12 protein-coding genes and 1 pseudogene are annotated in these 12,288 nt (G+C 57.2%); 5 read left to right on the top strand and 8 right to left on the bottom strand.

Annotation, left to right across the window (positions count from 1 at the left end; all coding sequences use genetic code 11):
* Positions 1 to 33 precede the first annotated feature (33 nt).
* The 6 genes and pseudogenes from MOY_RS13765 to def form a co-directional block, all read right to left on the bottom strand.
* Positions 34 to 1,482 (bottom strand): TrkH family potassium uptake protein, encoded by a 1,449-nt coding sequence (locus MOY_RS13765; protein WP_009100837.1) that lies wholly within the window; start codon positions 1,480 to 1,482, stop codon positions 34 to 36.
* Between the two features lie 49 nt (positions 1,483 to 1,531).
* Positions 1,532 to 2,905: a Trk system potassium transporter TrkA gene (gene trkA / locus MOY_RS13770; protein ID WP_009100839.1), complete on the bottom strand. Its 1,374-nt coding sequence runs from the start codon at positions 2,903 to 2,905 to the stop codon at positions 1,532 to 1,534.
* A gap of 137 nt (positions 2,906 to 3,042) precedes the next feature.
* Positions 3,043 to 3,225, bottom strand: a pseudogene (locus MOY_RS17595) (dodecin); the annotation flags it as partial.
* A gap of 49 nt (positions 3,226 to 3,274) precedes the next feature.
* Positions 3,275 to 4,609 carry a 16S rRNA (cytosine(967)-C(5))-methyltransferase RsmB gene (rsmB, locus tag MOY_RS13780; RefSeq protein ID WP_009100843.1) on the bottom strand — a complete coding sequence of 445 codons (1,335 nt, stop codon included), beginning with the start codon at positions 4,607 to 4,609 and terminating at the stop codon, positions 3,275 to 3,277.
* On the bottom strand, positions 4,606 to 5,592 hold the full coding sequence (gene fmt / locus MOY_RS13785) for a methionyl-tRNA formyltransferase (protein ID WP_009100844.1): 987 nt from the start codon (positions 5,590 to 5,592) through the stop codon (positions 4,606 to 4,608). The genes rsmB and fmt overlap by 4 nt, the downstream gene beginning before the upstream one ends.
* A gap of 138 nt (positions 5,593 to 5,730) precedes the next feature.
* Positions 5,731 to 6,243 (bottom strand): peptide deformylase, encoded by a 513-nt coding sequence (gene def / locus MOY_RS13790; protein ID WP_009100845.1) that lies wholly within the window; start codon positions 6,241 to 6,243, stop codon positions 5,731 to 5,733.
* A gap of 190 nt (positions 6,244 to 6,433) precedes the next feature.
* Between def and MOY_RS13795 the strand changes: the two genes are divergently transcribed.
* From MOY_RS13795 to aroE, 5 genes are all read left to right on the top strand, one after another.
* A complete protein-coding gene (locus MOY_RS13795; RefSeq protein ID WP_009100846.1) occupies positions 6,434 to 7,483 on the top strand; it encodes a LysM peptidoglycan-binding domain-containing protein in 1,050 nt (349 codons plus the stop codon).
* A gap of 35 nt (positions 7,484 to 7,518) precedes the next feature.
* Positions 7,519 to 8,640: a DNA-processing protein DprA gene (gene dprA / locus MOY_RS13800; protein WP_009100848.1), complete on the top strand. Its 1,122-nt coding sequence runs from the start codon at positions 7,519 to 7,521 to the stop codon at positions 8,638 to 8,640.
* Between the two features lie 68 nt (positions 8,641 to 8,708).
* Positions 8,709 to 9,263, top strand: a complete 555-nt coding sequence (locus MOY_RS13805) for an L-threonylcarbamoyladenylate synthase (protein ID WP_009100849.1) — start codon at positions 8,709 to 8,711, stop codon at positions 9,261 to 9,263.
* A 40-nt stretch (positions 9,264 to 9,303) separates the two neighbouring features.
* Entirely contained in the window at positions 9,304 to 10,236 is a 933-nt protein-coding gene (gene hemF / locus MOY_RS13810) for an oxygen-dependent coproporphyrinogen oxidase (RefSeq protein WP_009100850.1), read from the top strand.
* Between the two features lie 9 nt (positions 10,237 to 10,245).
* On the top strand, positions 10,246 to 11,070 hold the full coding sequence (gene aroE / locus MOY_RS13815; RefSeq protein WP_009100851.1) for a shikimate dehydrogenase: 825 nt from the start codon (positions 10,246 to 10,248) through the stop codon (positions 11,068 to 11,070).
* Between the two features lie 123 nt (positions 11,071 to 11,193).
* On the opposite strand, the gene MOY_RS13820 is transcribed toward aroE, so the two are convergent.
* Positions 11,194 to 11,451, bottom strand: a complete 258-nt coding sequence (locus tag MOY_RS13820) for a hypothetical protein (protein WP_009100852.1) — start codon at positions 11,449 to 11,451, stop codon at positions 11,194 to 11,196.
* A 22-nt stretch (positions 11,452 to 11,473) separates the two neighbouring features.
* Positions 11,474 to 12,277 carry a M48 family metallopeptidase gene (locus MOY_RS13825; protein WP_009100853.1) on the bottom strand — a complete coding sequence of 268 codons (804 nt, stop codon included), beginning with the start codon at positions 12,275 to 12,277 and terminating at the stop codon, positions 11,474 to 11,476.
* Positions 12,278 to 12,288: the final 11 nt, after the last annotated feature.

The following is a 12,288-nucleotide window of genomic DNA, read 5'->3' on the forward strand; positions in this document are numbered from 1 at the left end:
ATATGAAAGCGCACAGATAAAAGCGGTGGTGGGTTAACGGCGCCAAAATGCGGGCGTAAACAGCACTAGTATGGTGAAAATCTCCAAGCGCCCCAACAGCATGGCGATGACTAGAATCCATTTGGCGAGACTCGGCATATCGCCGTAGTGGCTGCTGGCCTCGCCGAGGGCAGGGCCAAGGTTATTAAGCGCTGAGCCAACGGTTGACCAAGCGGTCACCTGGTCAACGCCCGTCGCCATGACACCAACAATCATTAAGAAAAACAGCATGAGGTAAGCGGAGAAGAACCCCCATACCGCTTGGGCGATGCCGTCAGGCACGCTAACTTTACCCACTTTAACGGCAATCACCGCATTGGGGTGAATTAAGCGCATTACCTCACGCATGCCCTGTTTCAAAATCAGAATAATACGGATGACTTTCATACCGCCTGCGGTGGAGCCTGAGCAGCCGCCCACAAAAGCGGCCATGAACAGCAAAAAGGGCAGTGCGCCGGGCCAGGCGGAAAAGTCAGCGACGCCAAAGCCAGCCGTAGTGGCAACCGAGACCACTTGGAAAACGCCGTGGCGCAATCCTCGCATGACATCGTAGGTATTGCTCAGCCAGAGTGTAATGACGGTGATAATGGTTAAACCCGCCAAAAACAGCATTAAAAAGCGGGCTTCCGGGTCTTGAAAATAGTGCAGCAGGCTTTTTTCACGCCACGCGATAAAGTGCAGGCTGTAGCTCACCGCTGAAATGATCATGAAGGCAATACAAATGAGCTCAATCGTGGCGCTATCAAAGTAACCAATGCTGGCGTCGTGGGTAGAAAAACCGCCAATGGCGACGGTAGAAAAGCTATGGCCCAGGGCATCAAACCAGTCCATACCCGCCAGCATGTAGGCCACCATGCAGGCAATCGTAAGAGTGGCGTAAATATACCAGAGGGCTTTGGCGGTTTCGGTAATGCGCGGTGTTAGCTTGGAGTCCTTTAGCGGCCCCGGTATTTCGGTGCGGTAAAGTGCCATGCCCCCAACGCCCAGCGTCGGGAGGATAGCGACAGCCAGTACCACAATCCCCATACCGCCCAGCCATTGTAGCTGTTGGCGATAGTAGCGCACGGATTCCGGCAGAAAGTCGATGCCGGTAATCACCGTCGCGCCGGTGGTGGTTAGCCCTGAAAATGATTCGAACACTGCATCGGTGATGCTTAGCGACCCTTCACCAAACAGCATGAGGGGAAGCGAGCCGAACAGCGCCAGCACCGTCCAGAACATGGCGGCAATAATAAAACCATCGCGAATCCGCAGCTCTTTTCGGGCATTTCGGTTGGGTAAATAAAGGACTAAACCGGTCACTACTGAGATGGCAATCCCGCTCATAAAGGCGTGCCAGACGCCGTCACGAAACCATAGCGATATCAGCATCGGGGGCAGCATGGTGAGGCTGAATAGCATCAGCAGCAAACCTAAAATGCGTAAAATAATCCGCAAACTCATAGCCGTGGTTGCCTCATAGCAGTGGCCCCGTGTTTAGTAAGAACATTGCCTAGAAGAACGTTAATCCCACTTGAAATAGCCGCTCCACATCACGGATTCGCCGCTTATCGACCACAAACAGAATGATGTGATCGCCGCTCTCTACCATCACATCGTCGTGGGCTATGAGGACCTCTTTGCCACGCACAATGGCACCAATGGTGGTGCCTTCGGGTAGATCAATGTCATGAATCGTGCGGCCGACGACCTTGGAAGACTGTTTGTCGCCGTGGGCAATAGCTTCAATGGCTTCTGCGGCACCCCGGCGCAGCGAGTGTACGTTAACAATATCGCCCCGGCGCACGTGAGTGAGCAGGCTGCCAATGGTGGCCTGCTGAGGGGAGATGGCAATATCAATGTCACCGCCCTGAACTAGATCAACGTAGGCTGCATTGTTGATCAGCGTGAGCACTTTCTTCGCTCCAAGGCGTTTGGCCAGCAGCGACGACATGATGTTGACCTCGTCGTCGTTGGTCAGGGCACAGAAAATATCGCAATCCTCGATATTTTCCTCTTCCAGCAGCCGTTTGCTGGTGGCACTGCCGTGGAGTACCACGGTGCGGTCAAGCCGCTCAGAGAGCGTGGTGCAGCGCTCCAGGTTGTGTTCAATGATCTTCACCTGGTGGGTGTGCTCCAGGTGCTCGGCGAGGCGTTCACCGATATTACCGCCGCCGGCGATCACCACCCGGCGGAAATCACGCTCGACGCGGCGCAGTTCGCTCATCACCGCGCGGATATCCCGCCGTGCGGCGAGAAAGAACACTTCATCGTCGGCTTCAATGACCGTATCGCCACGGGGAATAATCGGCCGGTTGCGGCGATAGATGGCCGCTACCCGGGTATCCACGTTGGGCATGTGCTTGCCCAAGAAGGCGAGGTCTTGCCCTACTAGTGGGCCGCCGTAAAACGCTTTAACCGCCACTAGCTGCACCAACCCACCCGCAAACTCCAGCACCTGCAGAGCACCTGGGTGCTCAATCAGGCGGCGCACGTGGTCGGTCACCACTTGCTCTGGGCTGATCAATACATCAATGGGGATCGCTTCGTGGGCAAACAGGCCTTTGCGGGTTAGGTAGGCCGTGGCGCGCACGCGGGCTATTTTGGTGGGGGTGCGAAACAGCGTATGGGCCACTTGGCAGGCGATCATGTTGATTTCGTCGGTGTTGGTCACCGCAATCAGCATGTCGGCGTCTTCACAGCCCGCTTGGCGAAGCACAATTGGATAAGAACCTGCACCGGTAACGGTACGAATATCCAGCTTGGTGTGCAGTTCGCGTAGTTTCGCTCCGTCGGTATCGACGACGGTAATGTCATTTTCCTCGCGGGCAAGATGCTCCGCCAGGGTGCCGCCGACCTGGCCGGCGCCAAGAATGATGATTTTCATTGCTGAGCATCGGTTCCGTTGTAAGCGCCAGCGCGTCTTGCCACTGGATAATGTGTGTAAGTGTGCGCTGCAATAAAGACGGCGGCCAGTGTAAACCAGCCGCCGTCAAAAAGCAGGTAGCGCTTACTCCAGTGTAAAACGGTGACTTGCCAGTGGGCAACGCGACCATCTTCGATATGGCCACGGGTGTCGGTGACTTCTAGCCAGCGCATGTGCTTCACTGTCTCAGAGGCTTTAGCCACTGCGTTCTGTACGGCATCCTCGATGCTTTTCTCAGAGGAGCCGGTTAGCTCAATGTGCTTGTAGGTGTGATGACTCATGGTGTCTCCATCCTTGTCATGAATTCACTGCCTTGGGTGAAGTAACCGCTTAGGCAGGTTGCTTCTCTAGTCTGGCATAAAAAAAGCCATCGTGACTGCCCTGCTCTGGAAAGAGCTGACGACCTTCGCCGCTTGGGATGCCCCAGGCCACGTCGCTGGGCGTGGTGACCTTGGCATCCGGTGTGCGGGCAATGAAGGCGTCAATTTGGTCGGCGTTCTCTGCGGGTAGTACAGAGCAAGTCGCGTAGAGCAGCGTGCCACCGGGGCGCAGCAAGGGCCAGAGATTATCCAACAACTGCTGCTGCAGCTTCGCGAGTTGACGAATATCCTCTTTGCGGCGCAGCGTTTTAATATCTGGGTGGCGGCGAATAACCCCGGTGCCGGAGCAGGGCGCGTCGAGCAAGATGGCATCAAACGAGGTGCCGCTCCACCAATCTTGCTGGGTGGCATCGGCATGCTGTAGCTCTGCCGTTAGCCCTAGACGGTTGAGGGTATCATCCACCCGGCCTAAACGCTGGTTATCGCTATCAATGGCGGTTAGGGCAATATCGAACTGCTCTAGCAAGTGGGCTGTTTTACCCCCCGGGGCGCAGCAGGCATCCAACACGTGGGCGCCAGGGCGCGGCGCAAGAGCGGGGCCAAGCAGCGCAGCAGAGAGTTGGGCCGCTTCATCTTGAACGCTCACATGGCCTTGCTCAAACCCTGGCAGCACGGAAACATCGCAGGGGGTATTAAGCGTGATGCCGTCAGGCGCATGGGGGCATAAATAACCGCTTAGCCCTTGTTCAACCAGTTGCGCTAGGTACGCTTCGCGGTCGTTGTGGTGCTGGTTAACCCTTAGCGTCATGGGCCCCGGCTCATTATTCGCCTCGGCAATGGCGCGCCACTGGTCGGGCCAAGCATCCCGCAGGGCGGTTAGCAGCCAAGGGGGGTGCTCTAGCGCAACGTGCTCTTCGCGGTCGACATCCGCCTGGAGTTCCTCGGCTTCCCGCTGTAGACGGCGCAGGCAACCGTTAAGCACGCGGGTAGCCCACTCTTTGCCCAGCAAGCGCGCAGCGCCCGCGGTTTCACCCACCGCGGCGTGAGCAGGGATGCGCATATACAGCAGCTGATAAATACCGATGAGCAACAGCGCGTGAACGTCGCTGTCGCGCTTTTTAAACGGCTGCTTAAGCAGTTTGTTAGCGAGGGCTTCCAAGCGGGGCAGGCGGCGGCAGGTGCCGTAGCACAACTCTTTCAGCAGGCCACGGTCGCGGGCGACAACGCTATGTTCATCAAGCCCGGCGAGTGAGCCTTTGTCAGTAATAACGGGGACTAACGCACGGGCGGCAGCAGCGCGCACCTCTTGGCCACTGCCGCCTTTTGCGGGACGCTGTTGGCTCATTGATTAGCTCCTTGTTGAGGTGCGGGCAGCCCAAGCTGGGCGCCAGTCGTTAGGGGTGTTTGGCGGGCATTGAGCAGGTCACGTACGGCCATGGCTTTGCCCCCCGGTAGTTGCGCGCGGCTAACACAAAGCACTTCTTGGCCCTGTTCGCCGCAGGCAATACGCAGGTGATCCTCGCCATGTTCAAGCAGCGTGCCGGGCAGTGAGGACGGCTGTTCGCTGGATTCAACACTGGCCATTAATAAACGTAGGCGGTCATTACCCAGCGTGCACCAGGCCACCGGCCAGGGATTAAAAGCGCGAATCTTACGCGCTAGCTGTTCGGCGGGCTGGTGAAAGTCTAGCTCGGCTTCCGCTTTACTTAGCTTGGCTGCATAGGTCACGCCCTCTTCGGGCTGTGGAGTGGCGGTTAGGTTGCCGCTATCCAGTTCGTCTAACACGTTAACCAACGCGTTTGCCCCTTGGATGGCGAGCCGGTCATGCAGCTCACCGCCGGTGGTACGCGCGGTGATCGGCGTTCGTACTTCATAAAGCATTGCGCCGGTATCGAGCCCTGCATCCATTTGCATAATGACTACACCAGAGGCGCTGTCGCCGGCTTCAATAGCCCGCTGAATAGGCGCCGCGCCGCGCCAACGGGGTAATAACGAGGCATGTACGTTGATACAGCCTAATCGCGGCGTATCCAAAACGGCCTGGGGCAGCAGCAAGCCGTAGGCAACAACGACCATCACGTCAGCTTCCAGCGCCGCTAATTCGGCTTGGGCGTCCGCGTTTTTTAAGCTGGCAGGTTGATACACCGGTATTTCATGCTCAAGGGCAAGTTGCTTGACCGGGCTAGGGGTAAGTTTGCGTCCTCGGCCTGCAGGGCGGTCAGGCTGGGTATAAACTGCTACCACCTGATGCTGGCTCTCTAACACGGCGGCGAGGCTTGAAGCGGCGAAATCAGGCGTGCCAGCAAAAACAACGCGCAACTGAGACATGGGCGTGACTACCTAACAGTAAAGGGGGGGGGGCGTTTAACAGTTAAAGGCCGAGCAGCGAACGCAAAAGCCACATAATAACAAGTGGGCTTGTTTATAGCGTGGCCGCTCGGCCGGGGGTAACGCATTGGTATCAGCTTAAGCGTCCTGCATTAGCTTGTGGCGTTTTTGCATTTTTCGCAGCACCCGGTCACGCTTGAGTGGCGATAAGTAGTCAACAAACAGTACGCCTTCTAGGTGGTCATACTCATGCTGAATACAGTGTGCCAATAGGCCGTCAGCCTCTAACTCATAGGGCTCGCCGTTTCGGTCAAGCGCATTGAGCTTTACCTTGAGAAAACGCGGTACTTCGGCGTAATACTCAGGGATGGACAGGCACCCCTCGGAGAGCGGCTCTTTCTCTTCACCCATCGGCTCGTAGCGTGGGTTGATAAGCACCAGCGGCTGGGAGTTATCGTCGCTAACATCCATCACTACCACGCGGCGATGTATATCGATTTGCGTGGCCGCAAGACCGATACCCCGTGCGTCATACATGGTCTCCAGCATATCGTCGACGAGCTGGCGAACCTCATCGTCAACGGTTTCCACCGCTACCGCCTTGGTACGCAGGCGCTCGTCGGGGAATTCGAGAATAGGAAGTTTGGCCATGGCGTTACAATCACCGTTAAACTGAGTCTTTAATGTAAAGGCCTCGCCACCTGTGTCGGCGGGCCTATGTGCATTACTATAAGTGGTTTACTAACAGCCATCATATCATGCTGTCGGTCTTACTGGGCTCGTGCGTTCCTCGCTGCGGCCTTGCGTATCACTTCACCAGCGACTGCCTAGGGAGAACAGGATGGCGGCAAGAAAGCCTCTTTATTATAGCGTCTTTGGCGCCCTACTAATGTGTATAGCCCTGCTGGTGAGTCATCCAGTTTTAGGCTGGGAGCGGCTGCGTAGCGACGCGCCGGAGCGGTATGAAGTGGTTCGCGGCGATACGCTGTGGGGTATTTCTGCGCGCTATTTACGTTCCCCCTGGCAGTGGCCTGAACTTTGGCAGGCCAACCCGCAAATTCGCAACCCCCATCTTATTTACCCAGGCGATGTGCTGGTGCTAGGCCGTTGCCAGGGCGCCCCCTGTTTAACGTTAGAGCGGGGGCAGAGTGTGGTAAAGCTGACCCCCCAAATGCGCACCGTACCGGAACGGGAAGCGATTGCTCCCCTGCCCATGGACGTTGTGCGGGCTTTTTTGCGCGAACACCGAGTGCTGGAGGAGGGTGAGTCGCTGCGGGAGCTGGCCTACGTGGTGGGTGGGGAGAACCGACGCTTGATTAGCGGCGCAGGGGACACGCTCTATGTTCGGGGGGAACTTCCCGCGAGAGCACGGCTGGGCATTTATCGCCAAAGCGACCCCTATCTTGCCAATGACGGAACACCGCTGGGTATTGAAATGATCAACATTGGCGAGGCGCGCCAGCTAAGCAGTGAAGGCGATATTGCTCGGGTAGAAGTGTTGAGTGCCTATCAAGAAGTACGTAATAACGACATTCTGATGGCGCTTGAAGATCGTGAGCAAGAGGAGATCTTCCAGCCTCGCGCACCGTTAAATAGTCTGTCTGGTCATATTATTGCAGTTCCTGGGGGCGTGCGTTTTATTGGGCGCTTGCAGGTGGTGGCGGTAGACCTCGGTACTCAAGACGGCCTTCAGCCAGGACACGTGCTGCGGGTAGACCAGCAGGGGGAGTTGGTTAATGACCCGCGTACTGACGAGCTTATCCAACTGCCTGCAACAGAAGCAGGCCAAGTGATGGTCTTTAAGCCTTACAACCGCGTGAGCTATGCCTTGGTCATGCAGGCATCGAATGTACTTACCGTGGGTGATGTGGCACGTACACCGGTTAGATGAAACGTTACTAAAGAGCAGCGAAGAGGAGGTTGAGTATGGATGCCAAGGAGTGGCTGGTAGTGAATGCCCTGCCCGGTATGGGCGCCCACCGTATTACTCAGCTGGTGGCTCGCGGGCCACAGTGGCCCCAGGGCTGGCTGGCGGCGCTGCCCAGCGCGGCAGCCACGGCGCTGCGCTTATGGCTTGAACATCCAGAGCGCAGCCCGCTGCAATCTGTGGTAAACGACACCGAAGCCTGGCTCCAGGCTGGCCCTAATCGTCATCTGCTCCACCGTGACCACCCCGCGTGGCCCACGCTACTTAACCAGCTACCCGACCCGCCCGTCGTGCTTTGGGCCCAAGGCGATCTAAGTGCGCTAGAGGGCCCCAAACTTGCGATGGTGGGAACGCGAAGGCCTACCTCAGAGGGCAGCGGTAATGCCCAAGCGTTTGCCCGCGAACTTGCCCAGCGTGGCTGGTGCATTGTTAGCGGCATGGCGCTGGGAGTCGATGGAGTCGCCCAGCGCGCTGCGCTGGCGACCGGTGGGCACTCAATTGCGGTATTAGGCTGCGGCGTTGATGTCATTTATCCCGCCCGTCATCGAGATTTATACGAGCAGTTAAGCACCGCGCCAGGTGGGTTGCTGCTTTCCGAGCATCCGCCGGGAACGGTTGCCCGCCCGGCATTCTTCCCCCGTCGTAATCGAATTGTCACCGGCCTCAGTTTAGGCACGTTAGTGGTAGAGGCGACCGAGAAAAGCGGTTCACTGGTGAGCGCTCGTTTAGCCCTTGAGCAGGGGCGCGAGCTGTTTGCCTTGCCAGGGTCGCTGCATAATGTGCAGGCGCGCGGCTGTTTGCACCTGCTACGTACCGGCGCCACACTTGTACGCCATGTGGACGATATACTTGAAGAACTGCAGCACTGGGCTAGCAGTTTTTTACCGCCTGAGCTGAAACCGGTTGCCGACGCTACGGGCGTTGTTGAGACAAGCGGCACTGTACCGCCCGCTGACCATCTATTGAGCGTCTTAGGTACCTCGCCAACGCCAATTGATGTGCTGGTTCAGAGTACTGGCGTCACGGTAAGCGAGTGTCAGCAGCGGCTATTGATGCTAGAGCTAGAGGGCCATGTTACGCAGCAGGCAGGCGGTTGGGTGCGTTTGGCACGGCCATGGTAGGATGCCACTAGCTGATTATTTTCACTGGCTGAGCAGTGGCAGGTCATGATTTTTCACGAGGAGCATCTATGGAATCAGCTGAATTAAAGGCGGCAGTGAGCGCGCTGCGCTCGGGAGGCGTTATTGCATGCCCCACCGAAGCCGTATGGGGGCTTAGCTGTGACCCGGATAACGATGAAGCGCTGGCGCACTTAATGCGTATGAAAGCGCGTGACCCTGCCAAAGGAGTCATTCTGGTGGCGGCCAGTATTTATCAATTTCAGCCCTGGTTAAATCAGCTGCCGCTTGCCCTTCATGCCCCCTTAGCCGCTAGTTGGCCAGGGCCCAATACATGGCTGGTGCCGGATAATGGCCGCAGCCATGGGCTTGTGCGTGGCGCTCATCAGTGCGTGGCGCTGCGGGTAACCGACCATCCTCTGATGAAAGCATTATGCGAAGCGTTTGGCGGGCCGCTGGTCTCCACCTCCGCTAACCGCGCGGGAGACCCGCCTGCCATGAGCGCTGAAGAAGTCGCCTCGATATTTGGTGATGACGTCGCTGCTATCGCACCCGGTGCATTAGGTGGCAACGCTCGCCCAAGCACCATTCGTGATTTAGTCACTGGCAAGGTGCTTCGCCAGTAAACGCAGCGGCTCACTCAACCTATTTACCCTGGGAGTTAATGTGGCACACGAGCACCTAGACGACGTTAAACACTACCTGTTAGACCTGCAGGAACGGCTATGTGCCGGCCTTGCCGCCGCCGATGGTCGTGCCAGTTTCAAGGAGGATAGCTGGGAGCGTGAGGAGGGCGGCGGCGGGCGCTCTCGGGTGATTGAGCATGGCGCTGTGTTTGAAAAAGGCGGTGTGAACTTCTCCCATGTGTTTGGTGCAAAGCTCCCGCCCTCTGCCACGGCGGTGCGGCCTGAACTTGCTGGGCGCAGCTTTCACGCGGTAGGTGTTTCCTGGGTGCTGCATCCTGAAAATCCCCATGTGCCTACGAGTCACGGCAACGTGCGCTTTTTTATTGCTGAAAAGGCAGGCGAACCCCCCGTTTGGTGGTTTGGCGGCGGGTTTGACCTGACCCCTTACTACCCTGTGTTTGAAGACGCCGTGCACTGGCATCACGTGGCAAAAACCGCCTGCGCGCCCTTTGGTGAAGAGATTTATCCTCGCTACAAAGCGTGGTGCGATGAGTACTTTTACCTCAAGCATCGTGATGAAACCCGGGGCGTAGGCGGGCTGTTTTTTGATGATTTAAATGAAGGCAGCTTTGAGGACTGTTTTGCCTTTCAGCGAGCCGTTGGCGATAGTTTCTTAGAGGCTTACCTACCCATCGTTGAGCGGCGCAGAGAAGATGCCTGGGGAGAACGAGAGCGGGACTTCCAGCTTTACCGTCGCGGTCGTTACGTGGAGTTCAATCTGGTCTGGGACAGAGGCACGCTGTTTGGCCTGCAAAGCGGCGGTCGCACTGAGTCGATATTAATGTCGATGCCGCCATTAGCGCGTTGGGAGTACGCCTTTACGCCCGAAGCGGGTAGCCCAGAGGCGAAGCTTAATGAATACCTAGTGCCCAGGGATTGGCTTGCTGAAGCCGCCCAGCAGGGCGAGACATAAGGAGGCTCTATGGCTGACCGTTATTGCGTCTTTGGTAACCCTATCAAACACTCTAAATCATCGCTGATTCACGGGGAGTTTGGTCGCCAAACCCAGCAGCCCATGACCTATACCACTGAGCTTGCACCGTTGGACGGGTTTGCTGCGGCATGGCAGGCGTTTGTGGAGCAAGGCGGGCGCGGGGCGAATGTGACCGTGCCCTTCAAGGGTGAGGCTTTTGCACTATGTGACACCCTTAGCCACCGTGCCAAACGTGCTCAGGCGGTCAATACCCTGATCGCGGGGGGCAATGGCCGTACCTATGGCGACACCACCGACGGCATAGGGCTTGTTCGTGACCTGGCTTACCACGGCGTGCCCATTCAAGATAAGCGCGTGCTGGTCATTGGCGCGGGTGGTGCCCTACGTAGCGTGCTGGAACCGCTGCTGGCTGAAAAGCCCCGCGAGCTGGTGGTGGTGAATCGCACCGCAGAGAAAGCCAGCCAGTTGGCGCAGGACTTTGCTGACCTGGGCCCGGTGAAAGGCGGTGGGTTTGACACCATAGAGGGGCAGTTTGATCTGGTTATTAATGGCACCAGCGCCAGTCTTACCGGAGACTTACCGCCGCTGCCTGACCTGCTTTTTACCCAGCAGGCCTGGGCTTACGACATGATGTACGGCAGCGAGCCAACGGTCTTTTTACAGTGGGCGGGACCCCGTGGCGCCAAGCTGCTGGATGGGCTAGGTATGCTGGTAGAGCAAGCTGCTGAATCGTTTTTTCTGTGGCGTAATGTACGCCCGGACACCGCGCCAGTGCGCTCGCAGCTTAGGCAATCGCTAAATTTTAGCGATTAGTGCTTCTATCGATTAGTGCTGCTGTTGATGAAGGCGTTGATCGACAAATGGCAGTGCATGATAAGTAACGGGGGCAGCTTGGTTAGCTGCCCCCGTTACTGTTGCTGGCGTTATTATCCGCGATTAACGGCGTTTGGTGTAAAACCCTACCATGCACATAACCAGCCCCAACACAGACACTAGCATGCCGCCGTTGACCAGTAGCGGCGAGCGCTCAAGCCAGGAAACAAAAGGCTGCGGCGTCTCACGGCAGGTGCTTTCCAGGTAATCCCAGTAGCCGCCGTCAAGCTGGCAGGCGCGTACATCGCCCAGTTCCCAAAAATAGACGGCCATCAGGACCAAAATGGGCAGGACAAGCAGTAGTAAACCAATTCGAATCATTCAAACCTCTAGCGTAGGCCGCTCAGGGACGCGGGCAGTTGGGCGTGCGGCCGCTGTTGCGTGCCTGTTCATAATTTGCCAGCGCTTGATCCATATTCGCTTGAAGCCCTTGGATTCGCTGGCCTTGGCTTGGGTGGGTAGACATCCAGGCGGGCGGTGCGCCACCGCTGGAGGCCGCCTGCATATTCTCCCATAGCGTGACGCTTTCCCGAGGGTCGAAACCGGCCTGGGCCATCAGCTGTAGGCCGATAATGTCGGCTTCACTTTCATGGCGGCGTGAGAAGGGGAGCGCAATGCCATACTCTGCCCCCATGCCTAGCACGCCCATTAATTGCTGGCCCCCGGGGGTCTGCATGCCTGATGTGCTGGAAATGACCGATAAGCCCAGTGACGTCGCGCTTTGGGTAGAGGCGCGCTCGTTGGCGTGGTTAGCGATAACGTGGCCTATCTCGTGGCCTACCACAGAGGCAAGCTGATGCTGATTGGTGGCTATATTTAACATGCCCGTGTTGACCCCCATATAGCCGCCGGGTAGCGCAAACGCGTTCGGCTGCTCAGACTCGAAGACACGGATTTGCCAATCGAGGTCACGCTGTTCAGCGGGGAGTACGTCAACAATCGCATTGGTTATACACTGAACATAGCGGTGACTTGCCTGATCAGCGGTAGGCACATCTTGTTGATACTGAGCAAAGGCTTGTTGACCCATTTGGTTCAACTGATCATTTGAAAGCAGTAACAGCTGTGATCGGCCGGTTGGGGAGGTGGCGCACGCCGCTATAGAGGCACACAGCGCAGTAATAGCCAATGGACGAAGCCAACGCATAGACGGTTTCC

It is taken from the genome of Halomonas sp. GFAJ-1 (assembly GCF_000236625.2).
Taxonomy (GTDB): Bacteria; Pseudomonadota; Gammaproteobacteria; order Pseudomonadales; family Halomonadaceae; genus Vreelandella.

What these genes read in the sequence shown, in the direction of transcription:
- MOY_RS13765 (WP_009100837.1), bottom strand. Translation starts at nt 1,482, where the DNA reads ATGAGTTTGCGGATTATTTTACGCATTTTAGGTTTGCTGCTGATGCTA.
- trkA (WP_009100839.1), bottom strand. Translation starts at nt 2,905, where the DNA reads ATGAAAATCATCATTCTTGGCGCCGGCCAGGTCGGCGGCACCCTGGCG.
- rsmB (WP_009100843.1), bottom strand. Translation starts at nt 4,609, where the DNA reads ATGAGCCAACAGCGTCCCGCAAAAGGCGGCAGTGGCCAAGAGGTGCGC.
- fmt (WP_009100844.1), bottom strand. Translation starts at nt 5,592, where the DNA reads ATGTCTCAGTTGCGCGTTGTTTTTGCTGGCACGCCTGATTTCGCCGCT.
- def (WP_009100845.1), bottom strand. Translation starts at nt 6,243, where the DNA reads ATGGCCAAACTTCCTATTCTCGAATTCCCCGACGAGCGCCTGCGTACC.
- MOY_RS13795 (WP_009100846.1), top strand. Translation starts at nt 6,434, where the DNA reads ATGGCGGCAAGAAAGCCTCTTTATTATAGCGTCTTTGGCGCCCTACTA.
- dprA (WP_009100848.1), top strand. Translation starts at nt 7,519, where the DNA reads ATGGATGCCAAGGAGTGGCTGGTAGTGAATGCCCTGCCCGGTATGGGC.
- MOY_RS13805 (WP_009100849.1), top strand. Translation starts at nt 8,709, where the DNA reads ATGGAATCAGCTGAATTAAAGGCGGCAGTGAGCGCGCTGCGCTCGGGA.
- aroE (WP_009100851.1), top strand. Translation starts at nt 10,246, where the DNA reads ATGGCTGACCGTTATTGCGTCTTTGGTAACCCTATCAAACACTCTAAA.
- MOY_RS13820 (WP_009100852.1), bottom strand. Translation starts at nt 11,451, where the DNA reads ATGATTCGAATTGGTTTACTACTGCTTGTCCTGCCCATTTTGGTCCTG.
- MOY_RS13825 (WP_009100853.1), bottom strand. Translation starts at nt 12,277, where the DNA reads ATGCGTTGGCTTCGTCCATTGGCTATTACTGCGCTGTGTGCCTCTATA.